This window comes from Streptomyces sp. NPDC002676, from assembly GCF_053592455.1.
On record NZ_JBSFVT010000006.1, the window covers coordinates 427604 to 442946 of the forward strand.

The following is a 15343-nucleotide window of genomic DNA, read 5'->3' on the forward strand; positions in this document are numbered from 1 at the left end:
AACACCGGTCGGATTCGTTGCCCTGGTGCGAGGATCCAGCCTGGCGCAGTGGAACCCGGCGTTCACCGGAGACCGCACCCGGGCCCTCGGCCGGCCCGCCCTCGACTACCAGCAACCAAACGGGCCCCCGACACCGTCGGCGGCCCATCGCGAAAGATCGAGGCTAGCGGGCAGCGGTATTTCCGGCGGGTCCGGGATGACCTCGCGTATCCCGCTGCCGGTCACGAGGTCACCCTTCCCGCTTGGCGTCAATCTCGGCGATCAGCGCCTCGATGCGGGTCTTGATCTCGTCGCGGATCGGGCGGACAGCTTCCACGCCCTTGCCGGCCGGGTCCTCCAGGGCCCAGTCGAGGTACTTCTTGCCGGGGAAGATCGGGCAGGCGTCGCCGCAGCCCATGGTGATGACGTAGTCGGACGCCTGGACGGCCTCGGTGGTCAGGATCTTCGGCTTCGCCTCGGAGATGTCGATGCCGACCTCCTTCATGGCCTCCACCGCGGCGGGGTTGACCTGGTCGCCCGGGATGGAGCCGGCGGAGCGGACCTCGATCCGGTCACCCGCGAGGTGGGAGAGGAATCCGGCGGCCATCTGCGAACGCCCGGCGTTGTGGACGCAGACGAACAGCACGGAGGCGAGCGGGCTGGAGGACATTGGTTCTTCCTTCGTAAGTGGATCAAGAGGGTGATGGGGGGGTCGGTTTTCAGGTGCTCGGCAGCGAGTCGAGCAGCTGGGTGATGTGGGCGTCGATCTCGTCGCGGATGCTGCGGACGACGGCGATCGGGGCGCCCTCGGGATCGGTGACGGGCCAGTCCAGGTAGCGGCGGCCGGGCACGATCGGGCAGGCGTCGCCACAGCCCATCGTGATGACGATGTCGGCGGCCTGCACGACCTCGTCGGTCAGCGGCTTGGGGAAGGCGTCCGTCAGGTCCACGCCGGCCTCGGTCAGTACCTGCGCGACGACCGGTTCGACCGCGGCCGCCGGGTGCGTACCCGCCGAGGAGACGACCATGTTGCCGTTCACCCGGTGGGCGAGGAGGGCGGCGGCCATCTGGGAGCGGCCGGCGTTGTGGCTGCACACGAACAGCACCCGCGGCAGGCCACTGCCCGGCGCCCCCTGAACATGCGCAAGCGCGTCCAGCCGCTCCGTGGCCAGGTGCTCCGCCAGCACCACCAGGTGGGTGCGGATGCGGGCGTGCTCGGCGAGCCGTTCGTAGGAGTCGATGATCAGGCGCTGGATGGTCTCCGGGGAGAAGTGCCCGCGGTAGCGGACGGCGAGGCGGGCGATGCCGGCCGCGAGGCGTTCGTCGGGCAGGACAGGGGGCGGGGATGCGGTCATGGGAACCCCTTCGGGGCGTGGGTCCCTACGGGTGTGGGGATGCGGGTCCCAGGAATCAGCTCAGGCTGGTATCAGCCCGGAGTGATGTGAGAGTATCAGCCCATGCTGACGTCAGTCGACACTGATCTGTTGCGGGTCCTGGCGGACCCGCTCCGCCTCCAGATCGTCACCCTGCTCGCCAAGGAGACGCTCTGCAGCACCCACCTGATCGAGGAGACGGGGGCCAGACAGACCAACCTCTCCAACCACCTGAAGGTGCTGCGCGAGGCGGGGGTCGTGGAGACGGAGCCATGCGGCCGGTTCACCTACTACCGCCTCAAGCCCGACGTCATCGCCTCGCTTGCCGGTCAGTTCGCCGACCTCGCGGAGACCGCGCGTGCCACCGCCGAGAACAACGTCAAGCGGTCCTGCCCCTGATCACCCGCCTTTACGGCGACCCGCACCGAGGAGACCTGTTGACCACCACCGAGGCCACCGAGCACGACAGAGCTGGCCAGTCGCCCATAGCCCCGGCCGCTGAGCCGCAGTCGGCCCCGGGCACCACCCCGCCGCAGGCGCCTCCGCTGCTCGCCAAGGCCGCAGCCGAACTGGTCGGCACGGCGGCTCTGGTCGCGGTCGTGGTCGGCTCCGGCATCCAGGCCACCGAACTGACCAAGGACGTCGGCCTCCAGCTGCTGGCCAACTCCACGGCCACCGTCTTCGGCCTCGGCGTCCTGATCGCCCTGCTCGGCCCCGTCTCCGGCGCGCACTTCAACCCGGCCGTCACCCTGGCCGAGTGGTGGACTGCCCGCCGCGGCGGCGCCGGAGTCACCCTGCGCGAGACGGCCGTGTACGTCCCCTCGCAGATCGTCGGGGCGATCGCGGGCTCGGTCCTGGCCGATGCGATGTTCGGCGAGCCGCTGGTGAAGTGGTCCACCCATGACCGGTCGGCAGGGCACCTGCTGCTCGGCGAGGTCGTCGCGACCGCCGGCCTGATCCTGCTGATCTTCGGCCTGGCCCGCACCGACGGCCTCCGCTTCGCCCCGGTCGCGGTCGCCTCCTACATCGGCGCCGCGTACTGGTTCACCTCGTCCACGTCCTTCGCCAACCCGGCGGTGACCATCGGCCGCGCTTTCACCGACACCTTCGCGGGCATCGCGCCCAGCTCGGTCGCAGGGTTCATCGGCATGCAGCTGATCGGCGCCGTGGTCGGCCTGGCGCTGGTGGCCCTCATCTTCATGCCCGGCCGAGAAGCCGCCGAGTGACGCGCACGTCCCAGGTAGTGGTGGTCGGCGGCGGCCAGTCCGGACTCGCCGCCGGCTACCACCTGCGCCGCCTAGGTCTCGACTTCGTCATCCTCGACGCCCTGACCACTCCGGGCGGCGCCTGGCAGCACACCTGGGACTCCCTGCGCCTGTTCTCCCCGGCCGCGTACTCCTCGCTGCCCGGCCGCCTCATGCCACCGCAGACCGGCGCGACCTACCCCGACGCGCAGCACGTGGTGGAGTACCTCGCCGACTACGAGAAGCGGTACGAGCTGCCCGTCGAACGGCCCGTGCACGTCCACGGCGTCCACCGGGACGGCCAAGTCCTGCGCGTGGAGACCGACTCCGGCACCTGGCATGCGCGAGCCGTGATCAGCGCGACCGGTACCTGGTGGCGCCCCTTCCTCCCCGCCGTTCCAGGCCGTGCGGACTTCGGCGGTCGCCAGCTGCACACGGTCAAATACCGCCCGCAGGACTTCGCTGGCCGTCGCGTGATCGTGGTGGGCGGCGGCAACTCCGGCGCTCAGATCGCCGCCGACCTCGCCTACGACACCAAGCTGACCTGGGTCACCCAGCGCCCGCCCCGCTTCCTGGCCGACGACATCGACGGCCGCGCCCTGTTCGACGCGGCCACCGCCCGCCGCCGCGCGCTCGACGACGGCCGCACCGACATCGGCGGCGTCGCCTCCCTCGGTGACATCGTCGCCGTCCCGCCCGTCCGCGAAGCACGCGACCGCGGCCTGCTCAAGGCGAGCCCGATGTTCACCCGCCTCATTCCCGGCGGCGTCGAGTGGGCCGACGGCACCCGCGCCGAGGCCGACGCCATCATCTGGTGCACCGGCTTCCGGCCCGCCCTCTCCCACCTTGCACCGCTCCAGCTCTGCGGCCGGCGCGGCCACATCGCCACATCCGGCACACGGGCGGTGGACGAGCCGCGCCTGCACCTGCTCGGCTACGGCGACTGGACCGGCCCCGCCTCCGCCACCCTCATCGGTGTCGGCCGACCCGCGCGAGAGACGGCTCGTGAGATCGCGACGCTTCTCCGCTGAACCGGCCTACGCGGTTTCCAGACTGGCGGTGTCGACCCAGCGCGCGAGCACGCTGAACGCTGCCAGCTGCTCCAGCGCCTCGTGCTCAGGCAGTTCGGGCAGGCCGTCCTCATGGCTGTTCGGGTTGCGTATGCCTGCATAGCAGCCCTCAGCGAAGGCCATGGCGCCGCGGTGGACGCTGCGGAAAGTGTCCCCACCGTCGTCGTCCATAAGGCGCAAGCGCGGCTCGCCAGCCTTCGGCGGAGACTGCGAGAAGGCATTCTAGAAAAGCTTCGTCTCGCTCAGGTCCCGGCGGCCGACCTTGTTCTGCGTCTCGGCGTTCACCTTGCGGGCCGCTGCGGTCACGGCCTCACGGAAATGTCCGCTGCGCCAGAGGGCTTTGGCCCCTTCCCAGACCCATGGGTGCATAACTCCGGCGCTCAGCTGCGGGGCATCGTCACCGAGGCGGGCTCGGACCTCGGCGTCCCGCTGCATGGCTGCATCCGCGCGCTGGGCTGCCTCACGGTGCTGGCACCAGCGATTGACGGTCTTGTTCCGGTCTGAGGGGACCTCGGTACGCCAGCGTGGCAGGACACGGTCCAGGATCTGCTCCACCACATGGGCGCTGACCACAATGTCTGCCTGGGCGCCGCGGTTGGAGCGCCTCGATGTGACGGTGAAGACACCCGGCGGGTCGTCGGGTCGGTACAGCTCGGTGAGCTTGAGGAACTGGGCCAACTCCTCGCGAGCCCAGGCGATATCCATACCCATGGGCTCATCGTGCCGCACGGCACTGACAACGCCCGACCCTCGAAGTGAGCCCAAACCGTCAGGCCGCAGCCGGCGCTATGGTCAGCAGCTTGCCCATCGCGGCCAGCACAGACGGCTCGACCCGGTAGTACACCCAGGTGCCGCGCCGCTCGGAGGTCAGCAGTCCGGCCTCCTTGAGCTTCTTCAGGTGGTGGGAGACGGTCGGTTGGGAGACGCCGACGTCGGAGATGTCGCACACGCACGCCTCACCGCCCTCGTGCGAAGCCACCGCCGAGAACAGCCGCAGTCGCACCGGATCGCCCAGCGCCTTGAACATCCGGGCGGCCGTCTCGGCCTCCTCCGCGGTGAACGGGCGCTCGGTGAGCGGCGGGCAGCACGGCGCCACGGCGTCGGAAGCCTCGGGCTCGATCAGCGGCAGCACCTTCGTGTTCGACATGCATCTATGTTGACACATGTCGAACCAGGCTGGCGAGGGGAACGCCTCGACCGAGGTGGGTGGCCGGGCGCTGCGCCGTGGGCTCCATCGCGAGACCCTTTGATTCGGTGAATGTCTATGTTGACGTTCATCGAATCAGGTGCCATGCTGGCCGCGCAAGCCATCGACGAACGTCGAAGCAAAGGGGAACCCCGTGGCCGTGTCCATCAACAGCGTGCCCAGCACCGACCAGCTGCCCGTCGTCGTCATCGGCGCCGGCCCGGTCGGCCTGGCCGCCGCCGCCCACCTCGTCGAGCGCGGCCTCGAACCGCTGGTACTGGAGGCCGGCCCCTCCGCCGGCACTGCCGTACGCGACTGGGCGCACGTCCGCCTGTTCTCCCCCTGGGCCGAGGTCACCGACCCCGCCGCCGAGAAGCTCCTCGCCCCCACCGGCTGGGTCCGCCCCGACGGCGCCACCTACCCCACCGGCGGCGACTGGGCCGAGCACTACCTGCAGCCGCTCGCCGACGTCCTCGCCGACAAGGTCCGCTACGGCGCCACGGTCACCGGCGTCGCCCGCGCCGGCCGCGACCGCATCGTCGACGCCGACCGCGACGAGCAGCCCTTCACCGTGCACATCGAGCTCACCGACGGCAGCGAGGAGCGCATCAGCGCCCGCGCCGTCATCGACGCCTCCGGCACCTGGTCCATCCCCAGCCCGATGGGCGCCGACGGCCTGCCCGCCCTCAGCGAGAAGGGGGCAGCCGACCGCATCTCCTACCGCGTCCCCGACCTGAGGGACCCCGCTGTTCGCGCCAGGTACGCGGGCAAGCGCACCGCCGTCATCGGCTCCGGAGCTTCCGCCTTCACCGCGCTCGCCTACCTCGCCGACCTCGCCAAGGACGAGCCCGGCACGCACGCAGCATGGGTCCTGCGCCGTGGCATCGGAGCGAACACCTTCGGCGGCGGCGAGGCCGACCAGCTCCCCGCCCGAGGCGCCCTGGGCCTGCGCGCCAAGGCCGCCGTCGAGGCCGGCCACGCCTCCGCAGTGACCGGCTTCCGTACCCAGGCCGTGGAACGCGACGGCGACCAGCTGGTGCTTGTCGCCGAGGACGGCCGTCGCCTGGACCCGGTGGACGAGGTGATCGTGCTGACCGGCTTCCGGCCCGATCTGTCCTTCCTGTCCGAGGTCCGCCTGGGCCTCGACGAGCGCCTCCAGGCTCCGACCGCGCTGGCCCCGCTCATCGACCCGAACGTGCACTCCTGCGGCACCGTCTACCCGCACGGCGTGAACGAGCTGTCCCACCCGGAGAAGGACGTCTACCTGGTCGGCATGAAGTCCTACGGCCGCGCCCCCACGTTCCTGGCGATGACCGGCTACGAGCAGGTCCGTTCCATCACCGCCGCCCTCGCCGGCGACCGCGAGGCCGCCGAACGCGTCGAGCTGACCCTGCCGGAGACCGGTGTGTGCGGCGGCGCCGGCCTGTACGACGACCCCGACGCCGCCCAGGGCGGCGAAGGCGGAGGCTGCTGCGCCGCCCCGGCCACCCTGCAGATCGGCATCGGTGCCCCCGCCTCCTCGGGCGGCTGCTGACCCGCCGATGGACAACCTCCAGACCAGCGAGGCCGTGATCGGTACGGGGGACCGACCACGGCCTCGCGCTGCCCTGCCCGCGCTCTGCGCCACGCAGATCACCAGTTGGGGGATCGTCTACTACGCGTTCCCCGTTCTGAACCCCCAGATCGCCGCCGCCACCGGCTGGTCGACGACCGCAACAACCGCTGCTTTCTCCGGCGCCCTCCTCATTTCCGCCCTCACTGGCATTCCAGTCGGCCGCATTCTCGACCGCCGCGGGCCACGCGCCGTCATGACCACTGGATCTGTGCTCGGAGCCGTCGCGTTGCTGGCGATCGCCCACGCGCCCAATCTCTTGACCTTCACCGTCGCCTGGCTGCTGGCGGGAACGTCCATGGCCGCGACTTTCTACCAGCCCGCCTTCGCCGCCGTGACGCGTTGGTGGGGCGAACAGCGTGTACGCGCCTTGACCGTCGTCACGCTTGCGGGCGGCCTGGCCTCCACCGCCTTCGCACCCCTGACCGCCGCACTCTCAGAGCACTTCAGCTGGCGTATGACGTACACGCTGTTGGCTGCACTTCTCGCCTCGGTAACCATCCCCGCTCACGCCCTCGCGCTACGGGCTCCATGGCCACCAGCGCCTACGCCACACGTCCGCACGGCCGATGGCAACCGGTCAGTGGTTCGCAGCCGGCCGTTCCTGCTTCTCGCCGCAGGGCTGACGCTGAACAGTTTCGCCATGTACGCCGTCGTCATCGCCCTCGTTCCGCTGCTCATCGTCCGCGGCTTCAGCCCGACCGCCGCTGCGTGGGCCCTCGGCCTCGGCGGTGCGGGCCAGACTCTCGGCCGTACGCTCTACGCCTCTCTGGCCCGATGTACGAGCGTCACCAGCCGCACGGTGCTGCTGATCATGGCGGGAGGAGCCACTACGGTGGCGCTCGCACTCGTGCCAGGTCCCTATCCGCTGCTGCTTGCCCTTGCCATCGGCGCGGGCATGGTGCGGGGCAATCTCACCCTGCTCCAGGCCACCGCAGTAACCGACCGCTGGGGCGCGACTCATTACGGCAGGCTCTCGGCTGTCCTCGCGGCACCTGCCACCATCGCCGGCGCACTGGCCCCCTTCGCCGGGGCCGCACTTGCGCGCGAACTGGGCGGTTACGCCTCTCTGTTCGCAGTGCTGGCGGTGACCTCGTTCGCCGCTGCCGTATTGGCCGCTGGATCGGGGCACGGACTTGCTCAGGCCAAGGCGAGGCAGCGGAATGCGGTGCGGCTGTGAGGGGCTCACGTCCGACGTCGTCCGACGTGAATGGCGGCCTACGACGTTTCCTTCATGCGGCCACACGCACCGCTTACATGAAGGCGAGTTCGCGGAAGGCGTTGCGGACATCGGTCAGTGGTCCGCGGTCGCGGGTGTAGTAGAGCTTGTTGGTCAGGAGCACTGCCCACAGGCCCCTGGTGGGTGAGACCCACATTCCTGTGCCCGTGAAGCCGTAGTGGACCCATGTGTCCTGTTCGGCGGTGGTGCCAGGGGCGGGATGCCAGAACAATCCGCGCGCAGGTTGCAGCGCGCCGGTCTGGATCGTCAGCGACTCGGTGGTCCAGGCGGGACCGAAGCCAGCCTGCCTTGGCGCGGTGTCGGTGTTCAGCATGTAGCGCAGGAAGGCAGCGAGGTCGTCGAGGACGGTGAAGACGCCGGCGATACCGCAGACGCCGCCCATGAGGCGTGCGGAGAAGTCGTGAGCTGTTCCCTTGAGGTGGCTGTCGGTGTCCTGGTCGAGTTCGGTGGGGGCGCAGCGAGCGGCGATTTTTTGTAGGCAGGGGGCCGAAGCGGGTGGAGTTCATGCCCAGTGGGTGCCACGTGCGGGCGGTGGACAGCTGGTCCAAGGGTTGGCTGGTGAGGTGTTCGGCGAGGTAGCCGAGGATGAGCGCGGCCCGGTCGGTGTACTCGACCCGGCGACACGGCTGACCAGTCTGCCTTCAGAGCGGGGTAGTGAGAGGGTGTGCTTGGAACGACGAAGCCCCGCCGGAAGCGGAGCCACGTCGAAGCTGGCTTAGGGTGTGGGGCGGCATCCGGCGCGGGCATCGTTATACTCCGGATCTCCGCTTTCGAGGACGCGGAGTAGGGACGCCGTGACAACACGCGTCTTACGGCCGATGCGTAGCACACGGCACGGAAACTGCCCGCTGCGGATCAGGTCGTATCCCTTGGCCCGTGAGAATCCCAGCGCCTTTGCGGCGTCCTCCACGCTCCCCGTTCCGCCCCAGCTGGCGCGGATGTGAGCGGGGCTATAGAGAGGGCCCAGAGTCTCTTCGATCTGCGTGTGCATTCCGATTACTTTCGTCTTGGCGGGTATCCCGTGTCGGGCCTACGGACACCGCATGCGCCCGTCATCGCGGTGACCGTCAATACTCCGCGTTATCGCCGGTTTGGCTAACCGGCGATTTGGGGCTATGTTGCCTCGCTCGCCGTGGAGGGGCTCACTCTGACAGCGTGAGGCACGATGCCGGAGAGGAGTCGGCAGGGTCCAGCACTTCACTACATTGCCCAGCACTGTGACGAACGGTTACCACGGATCAGTTGGGTGTTGCATGGGTCGCAGTTCGCCCCGTTGCACCACTGCAGGTCAATTGGGGTCTGGCTCTTCGGGGTCAGGCCCGTCGATGTTCACCGTGCTGGATCGGTGCTGGATTTTCTGACCCCTCGTCACCTGCCGTCAACCCCGCATCTCCTGTACCGTGCTGGACTCGTGCTGGACGCCGACGAATCACGGCTACCACCGGCCTGCGTGCTGCGCGCGCCGGGGCAACTGACCCGGTCGATCGGGCCTCCGGCACACGTTCTTCACGTGACTCGCGCCGGTTGCGGAAACAAATCTCTGCCCGTCCGACGTTGTCGATCTCCTATGCGATAACGGGGGGTGGTCGGCTTGAAGTTGTTCCGGACGGATGCATCGCAATGCGGAGTGAGCGAGGTCATGCCGCGTCTTGCTGAGGTCGAGGCAGATGTGCAGGGTCTCGTCGAGGCGCACATGGAGACGCTGCTAGGCGTCCGTTTCCTGGCGAGCGAGTACGGCACCGGGCCGGTCCACAAGGGCCGGATCGATTCGCTCGGGCTGGACGAGAACGGATCGCCGGTCATCGTCGAGTACAAGCGCGGCGTCGACGCCGGCGTCATCAACCAGGGCCTGTTCTACCTGGCGTGGCTAATGGACCACCGTGCCGAGTTCGAGCACCTGGTCCGCGACCGGCTCGGGGTGACGGCCGCGTCCCAGGTCCTGTGGAGCGGTCCGCGTCTGATCTGCATTGCTGGCGATTTCACCCGCTACGACGTGCATGCGGTGCGCGAGCACCGGCGGTCGATCGACCTGGTCCGCTACCGATTCTTCGGCACCGACCTGCTCGGGCTTGAGACCGTGGCGTCCGTGAGCGGCGATATGCAGGTGGTACGCCGAGGGCGCCGCCAGGCAGCTGCTCGGGCAGCAGCCGATGCCCAGGACGCGTCGATGGTGGAGCTGGCGAGGGCGGTCGATGAAACACTGCTCGCGCTTGGAGACGGTGTGAACCGCGTCGAGCGCAAGACGTACCGGGCGTATCAGCGGCTTCGGAACTTCGCCTGCCTCTGTCCGCCCCAGCGGAGCAAGCTGCTGGTCTACCTGAAGGTCGACCCGAAGGATGTCGACCTCGTCCCGGGATTCACCCGGGATGTCTCCGGTCTCGGTCACCACGGGACAGGTGATCTGGAGGTGCAGTTGCGCACCCCGAGGGACGTGGAGCGGGCGCAAAGTCTGTTCATGGCGAGTTACGCGGCGGCGTGATCGCTGGCGGGTCTCTCGGCCGTGCGTGCTTCGTGGGTGGCCCGTGCTCGTCGGGTGATGCCTTTCGACATAGGGGCAGGTCGTGGCGGTGGACTCCCAATCATGCGTGGGATCGCCGGTTTGGCTAACCGGCGATTCCACGCTATGTTGCGCCGGCCCCAGGTCTACACGCTGTGCTGAACGGCTTGACTCGCTGGCCGAATGGGAGAAATCGCGTGCCGCGCGTTGGGCTCGTGGCGAGGGTGACCAGTTCGGCATCGCTCAGGCGGGGCGTAATGCCGACCGGCGGGCGCCACGGCGCCAGCTCGGGATGCTCCTTCGGATGTCGTCGGTCGTCGCATAGAGTGCTGTCGCGAGGGTGTCCACATCGTCACAAAACGATCTTGGACACCCTCGTTTTCGTCTCCGCAGGCACCCCTTGGACCACACCACCAGGAGGAACCAGTGCCACACCCGCAACTGCTCACCCCCGAGGAGAAGCTCGCCGACGCGAAGAAGCAGCTCAGCCTCCCGCGTATCGTCGTGATCTGCGGCTCCACCCGCTTCATGACCGAGATGACCGAGGCCGATCTGCGGGAGACCAAAGACGGAAAGATTGTCGTCAAACCGGGTTGCGACATGAAGTCGCCGCACGAACTTTGGTCCGATCCTGCCGAGGCCGAGGCGCTGAAGGTTCGACTCGACGATCTGCACCGAGCGAAGATCCGGCTCGCTGATGAGGTGCTCGTAGTCGGCGACTACATCGGAGACAGCACCCGAGCCGAAATCGCCTACGCCCGGTCGCTGGGCAAGCCCGTGCGGTTCACGCACCCCGAAGTCGACCCCTACGCCTGACCGCCCAGGAGCAGACGTGACGCAGCAGAACGCGGAGGAGCAGCCGGGCATCGCCGCGGCCATCGTCGTCAGCGAGGGGCTCGTGCTCATGGTGCGGCGCCGGGTCAGCGAAGGACAGCTCTCGTGGCAGTTCCCGGCCGGCGAAATTGAGCCGGGTGAGAGCCGCGAAGACGCCGCCGTACGAGAGACCCACGAGGAGACCGGGGTGGAGGTGGTTGCCATGAAGCTGCTCGGCGAGCGGGTCCACCCGAAGACGGGTCGGTTGATGTCGTACACGGCCTGTGAGGTGGTGGGCGGTACTGCCTATGTCGCGGATGCCGAGGAGTTGGCTGAGCTTGCGTGGGTCGCCCATGACGATATTCCGCAGTACGTGCCATATGGGCTGTTCGAGCCGGTGCAAGCGCATCTCGACGCAGTCATGGCAACCTGAGTGGTTCCAGCTCAAATGGGTGATCTCTTGAGCTCGAGTAAGTGCGTTGGAATCAAGGCTGGAACCGGGGCGTGGCTGGTGGAGGCGGACCTCAGCCTCGGTGAGCAGGACCTGCCTGCCCCTCGTGGTGGAAGCCTAGGTGCGTAGACGGCACCGGCCACCGCATCGACATCGAGACAAGCGCGAGCGTCCTCCAGGCCAAGAAGGACCTCAGCCGCCTGAAAATTCGCCTGTGTTCCGGGTTGTTCAGGTGCCCCATTCCATCCGTACGGGCTCGCGGGCTGCGGCGAGGGCGCCGTCGAAGTCGGCGAGGCGTTCGGCGAGGGTGGTGGTGGCGATGCGGGGCGGTAGGGCCGCCGAGAACTTGAGGCCGCGGACTGCCCGCGGGTCAACGGTGGGCAGGGTGAGGGAGTCGGGGAGTTCGGCGCGGGCGGTTTTCCAGTCGGTGGGGGAGAGGTCCTGGCGGAGCCGGATATGGGTGTCCGTGGGGCGCTGGACGGGGTCGGCGAGGTTGCCGAGGGAGGCGGCGAGGGTGGCGTTGGCGCGATACCCGGCCCAGGTCCACCAGCGGGTGGCGTCCGCGTCGCGGACCAGCAGGGTGCCCGCCGGGTGTACTTCGTGGGGTGCGCGGTCCATACGGAGTTCAGCAAGGGCCGCGACGGCGCGGCGGGTGAGGCGGACGTCGGGATCCGTGCCGAGCAGGACGTCGCGTATGGCGCGGGTGAGGACGTAGGACAGCCCGCGGGCTTCGCTGCCCTGCCATTTGGCGATGCCGCCGTCCTCGACGGGTTCCACGAAGGCACGGCGTCGGGCCCAGTCGATGAACGTGACCTGCCAGCTGCGGCCGGCCAGCAGCAGGCGGCGCGGGCCCGGTCGTTCTTCGGTGAGGACGGTGGGGTCGGTGGTGCCGATCTCGGTGCGTCCAGCGAGCACCGTGAACTCGGGGGGTGCGGTGAAGGAGGCGGTCAGCTCCATGAAGTGCCGGCGGCCGAAGTGCTTCTCGGCTTCGGAGCCGATGAACAGCATGCCGCCGTCGCTGTCGAGGAAGCCTTCCGCGACCAGGTGCGACAGGAGGGGCGCGGCAGACTGGTCGAAGGGAGCCAGGCCGTTCCACTGCTCGGGCCACAACCGGTCGCCGACGCGGTGTTCCTGCAGGGTGACGGCGAGGAGCTGCTGGGCGACGAGATGGCGGGGTGAGGGGGGCGGGGTAACGGGTTCCACCCAGCCACGGGCCCACAGAGTGAGCAGGCCGGCGGCTTGGAGCAGGGTGTCGGGCCGGGTGGCGAGGAACAGGCAATTGCGGGATGTGCCGGCGCGACGCCCGGTGCGACCGATGCGCTGCAGGAACGAGGCCACTGTGCTGGGTGAGTCGATCTGGATGACACGGTCGAGGTCGCCGACGTCGATGCCGAGTTCCAGGGTGGAGGTGGAGACGATGACGCAGTCGCGGGCTTCGGCGAATGCCTGCTCGGAGCGTGCGCGTTCGTCGGTGGACAGCGAGGCGTGTGAGAGGAACACGGTGACGTCGCGGGCGCGCAGTGCCGCACCGAGTTCTTCCACCTGCTTGCGGGAGTCGCAGAAGACGAGCCGTTTCTCTCCCCGGTGCAGGGCGGAGATCACCTTGGCGGCGTTGGCGAGCGATCCGACGTAGTCGAGCTCCACCTCCCCTGCGGGGCGCGGGTGTTCGGTGGTGCCGGTTGTGGCGGGCAGAGTCACGCCGGGGGCGACGACCAGGCCGGGGCGATCGGCGGGGCATGCGCCCTGGAGCCAGGTGAGCAGGGCGTCGGGGTTGCCGACTGTGGCGGACAGCCCGATGCGCTGGATGCGGTGGCCGGCGAGCCGTTCCAGGCGTTCGAGCACGGCGAGCAGGTGCCAGCCGCGGTCGTCCCCAGCGAAGGCGTGCACCTCATCAACGACGACGGCACGCACCCGGCCCAGCATGTGTGCGTGGTCGGTCTTGACGCTGATGAGCATCGCTTCGAGCGACTCGGGTGTGGTGAGCAGGAAGTCGGGGGATTCGGTGCGGATGCGACGGCGTACGGACTCGGGGGTGTCGCCGTGCCAGAGGGCGGCTCGGCGCCCCAGCCACTGGGCGTAGCTGTCGACCCGGTGCACCAGGTTGTTCAGGAGCGCCTTGAGCGGGGCCAGGTAGAGGACTGAGGTGCCGGTCCAGCGCTGCTCGCGCATGGCGGACAGCAGGGGGAAGGTGGCGGCCTCCGTCTTCCCGCCCGCCGTCGGCGCGAGCAGGACCGCGTCCTCGCCGTTCATCAGCGGGTGCACGGACGCCTTCTGCAGCGGGCGCAGATCGGGCCACCCGAGCGTGTTGACGATGTGGTGCAGGACTACCGGGTCAAGGCGCTCCAGCGGGTCGGTGCCGCGCGGCTGCTCCTGCACGTCTGCAACTCCCGGGCTGTTCGTCAGAGTTCGGGACTTCGGGACTGGGTCGTCAGATGTCGAGGTCGAGGTCGTCAGCCGAGGCGGCCGGTGCGGGCGCGGCGAAGTTCCGCTCGGTGGCGGTGAGCTCACTGCTGCCCACGGTCAGCTTGTAGTGCCTGCGCGGGTCGAAGTCGGGGAACTGGTCGATCCGGTCGAGTACGTCGCCAACCAGCTTCTTCAGGTACAGCCGTGGTGCGACTCCGACCTTCCCGCCCAGTGCCCCGCCCACAGCCCGGGCCAGGTCGGTGAGGTAGGAGTCGTCGGCAAGCTGCTTGATCCTGTCGGGGGACTGGGAGCCTTCGGTATACAGGTCGCGGATGGTGGCGCCCAGGCCGGTCAGTGATGCCTCGGTGAATCCGGGCAGCCGGATCTGGACGGCCCGCGGGTTGTCGAAGCGGGGGTCGGTGGTGAAGTCGGTGGCGAGGCGCTGGGCGAGCGGTGCGAGTCGCTGTACGCCCTGCTGCCCGTCGTAGAAGGCGGGCGTGCCGGTGATGATGAGATACAGGCCGGGGAAGCGGCCGGAGTGGACCTCGTCGATGAGCTGCCGCAGCGCGTTGAGTGCCTTGTCGCGGGCGTCGGAGCGGACCCGTTGCAGGGTTTCTACTTCGTCCAGGACGAGGACGAGGCCGGCGTGCCCGGCGTCTCTCAGCACGGTGAGCAGGCCCTGAAGGAAGCCGAAGGCACCGAAGTGGTCGAGGTCGCCGCGGACGCCTGCACTGCGCCGGGCGGCTGCGGCGACGTGCGGCTGGCCGCCGAGCCAGGCCATCACCGCAGCGGCGGTGGCCTCGTCGCCGGCATCCAGGGACTGCTTGTATCCGCGCAGGGCGGTGGCGAACGCGGGGGCGTGTCGGGACACCTCGGCCAGACGGGCAGTGAGCAGCCGGTCCACGGCCTGTGGCAGCTCGCTCTCGCTCGCGCCGTCGGCGAGTGCATCCTCCTCGAGTGCGTAGAACCAGGCGTCTACGACCGGCCGCAGGGCGCTGGGCGGGAAGCTGGCGGTGGCCAGGCGCTCAGTGAGTCGCCGGTAGACCGTCTCCAGCTTGTGCAGTGGGGTCTCGGTCTCTGACACCTGCACCTCGGCCACGGCAAAGGTGCGCCGTTTGGCGCGCTCGCCGAGCCAGCGGGTGAAGAAGGTCTTGCCGGATCCGTACTCGCCGCGCACGGCCTTGAACACCGAACCGCCGGCGGCGGCAGTGTCCAGTTCCTCATCGACGGCCCGCTCGAAGCGGTCTAGTCCGGTGGCGAGCAGGTCGAGGCCGCTCTCGGGGACGGCGCCGCGCCGCAGCGCGTCCACGACAGCACGCCGCCGCACCGCGCTGACCGGGGTGGTAGCCCCGGATGCTGAAGATCCAAACGCGTTCACCCGAATAGTCTCCCATCAGGCTGCCCACCTGGCCGGACACCCGTGCGGGCACCGCGCCGCCGGTGCCCGGAGCGGCCGGGCGGGCCGACTTCACCGC

At 69.2% G+C, this 15343-nt stretch carries 14 protein-coding genes and 3 pseudogenes; 8 read left to right on the top strand and 9 right to left on the bottom strand.

What is annotated here, in order from left to right; all coding sequences use genetic code 11:
• Positions 1–229: 229 nt before the first annotated feature.
• A complete protein-coding gene (locus ACWD3E_RS20390) occupies positions 230–649 on the bottom strand; it encodes an arsenate reductase ArsC (protein WP_451388941.1) in 420 nt (139 codons plus the stop codon).
• Positions 650–698: 49 nt separating this feature from the next.
• The gene (locus ACWD3E_RS20395) at positions 699–1334 is read right to left on the bottom strand and encodes an arsenate-mycothiol transferase ArsC (protein ID WP_451388942.1); all 636 of its coding nucleotides are present in this window, start codon (positions 1332–1334) and stop codon (positions 699–701) included.
• 102 nt (positions 1335–1436) lie between these two features.
• On the opposite strand from ACWD3E_RS20395, the gene ACWD3E_RS20400 reads away from it, so the two are divergent.
• From ACWD3E_RS20400 to ACWD3E_RS20410, 3 genes are read left to right on the top strand one after another with little or no spacing between them, the layout of a single operon-like run.
• Positions 1437–1751, top strand: coding sequence for an ArsR/SmtB family transcription factor (locus tag ACWD3E_RS20400; RefSeq protein ID WP_053764272.1), 315 nt, complete (start codon positions 1437–1439; stop codon positions 1749–1751).
• A 38-nt stretch (positions 1752–1789) separates the two neighbouring features.
• Positions 1790–2578: an aquaporin gene (locus tag ACWD3E_RS20405; protein WP_451388943.1), complete on the top strand. Its 789-nt coding sequence runs from the start codon at positions 1790–1792 to the stop codon at positions 2576–2578.
• Positions 2575–3627 carry an ArsO family NAD(P)H-dependent flavin-containing monooxygenase gene (locus ACWD3E_RS20410; protein ID WP_451388944.1) on the top strand — a complete coding sequence of 351 codons (1053 nt, stop codon included), beginning with the start codon at positions 2575–2577 and terminating at the stop codon, positions 3625–3627. The genes ACWD3E_RS20405 and ACWD3E_RS20410 overlap by 4 nt, the downstream gene beginning before the upstream one ends.
• Before the next feature lie 6 nt (positions 3628–3633).
• Here the strand turns inward: ACWD3E_RS20410 and ACWD3E_RS20415 are convergent.
• Both ACWD3E_RS20415 and ACWD3E_RS20420 read right to left on the bottom strand, forming a co-directional pair.
• Positions 3634–4377 (bottom strand): annotated as a pseudogene (locus tag ACWD3E_RS20415) (TIGR02391 family protein).
• 58 nt (positions 4378–4435) lie between these two features.
• The gene (locus ACWD3E_RS20420; RefSeq protein ID WP_451388945.1) at positions 4436–4813 is read right to left on the bottom strand and encodes an ArsR/SmtB family transcription factor; all 378 of its coding nucleotides are present in this window, start codon (positions 4811–4813) and stop codon (positions 4436–4438) included.
• A 199-nt stretch (positions 4814–5012) separates the two neighbouring features.
• Here ACWD3E_RS20420 and ACWD3E_RS20425 point away from each other — a divergent pair, with 199 nt between their 5' ends.
• Both ACWD3E_RS20425 and ACWD3E_RS20430 read left to right on the top strand, forming a co-directional pair.
• Positions 5013–6386, top strand: coding sequence for an FAD-dependent oxidoreductase (locus ACWD3E_RS20425; RefSeq protein WP_451388994.1), 1374 nt, complete (start codon positions 5013–5015; stop codon positions 6384–6386).
• A 7-nt stretch (positions 6387–6393) separates the two neighbouring features.
• The gene (locus ACWD3E_RS20430) at positions 6394–7644 is read left to right on the top strand and encodes an MFS transporter (RefSeq protein WP_451388946.1); all 1251 of its coding nucleotides are present in this window, start codon (positions 6394–6396) and stop codon (positions 7642–7644) included.
• A gap of 73 nt (positions 7645–7717) precedes the next feature.
• Here ACWD3E_RS20430 and ACWD3E_RS20435 read toward each other — a convergent pair.
• Together ACWD3E_RS20435 and ACWD3E_RS20440 are read right to left on the bottom strand one after the other, a co-directional pair.
• A pseudogene (locus ACWD3E_RS20435) lies at positions 7718–8330 on the bottom strand (serine hydrolase); the annotation flags it as partial.
• A gap of 89 nt (positions 8331–8419) precedes the next feature.
• Positions 8420–8695, bottom strand: a complete 276-nt coding sequence (locus ACWD3E_RS20440; RefSeq protein ID WP_451388947.1) for a helix-turn-helix domain-containing protein — start codon at positions 8693–8695, stop codon at positions 8420–8422.
• Positions 8696–9286: 591 nt separating this feature from the next.
• Here ACWD3E_RS20440 and ACWD3E_RS20445 point away from each other — a divergent pair.
• Complete coding sequence (locus tag ACWD3E_RS20445) at positions 9287–10183, top strand: DUF5655 domain-containing protein (protein ID WP_451388948.1); 897 nt, start codon at positions 9287–9289, stop codon at positions 10181–10183.
• Between the two features lie 235 nt (positions 10184–10418).
• Here ACWD3E_RS20445 and ACWD3E_RS20450 read toward each other — a convergent pair.
• A pseudogene (locus ACWD3E_RS20450) lies at positions 10419–10549 on the bottom strand (IS982 family transposase); the annotation flags it as partial.
• Between the two features lie 78 nt (positions 10550–10627).
• Between ACWD3E_RS20450 and ACWD3E_RS20455 the strand changes: the two are divergent.
• Together ACWD3E_RS20455 and ACWD3E_RS20460 are read left to right on the top strand one after the other, a co-directional pair.
• Entirely contained in the window at positions 10628–11017 is a 390-nt protein-coding gene (locus ACWD3E_RS20455; protein WP_451388949.1) for a hypothetical protein, read from the top strand.
• 16 nt (positions 11018–11033) lie between these two features.
• The gene (locus ACWD3E_RS20460) at positions 11034–11447 is read left to right on the top strand and encodes an NUDIX hydrolase (RefSeq protein ID WP_451388950.1); all 414 of its coding nucleotides are present in this window, start codon (positions 11034–11036) and stop codon (positions 11445–11447) included.
• Positions 11448–11693: 246 nt separating this feature from the next.
• Here the strand turns inward: ACWD3E_RS20460 and ACWD3E_RS20465 are convergent, their stop codons facing one another.
• Together ACWD3E_RS20465 and brxD are read right to left on the bottom strand one after the other, a co-directional pair.
• Complete coding sequence (locus tag ACWD3E_RS20465) at positions 11694–13841, bottom strand: DEAD/DEAH box helicase (protein ID WP_451388951.1); 2148 nt, start codon at positions 13839–13841, stop codon at positions 11694–11696.
• A gap of 52 nt (positions 13842–13893) precedes the next feature.
• Positions 13894–15246 (bottom strand): BREX system ATP-binding protein BrxD, encoded by a 1353-nt coding sequence (brxD, locus tag ACWD3E_RS20470; RefSeq protein ID WP_266962283.1) that lies wholly within the window; start codon positions 15244–15246, stop codon positions 13894–13896.
• Between the last annotated feature and the right edge of the window lie 97 nt (positions 15247–15343).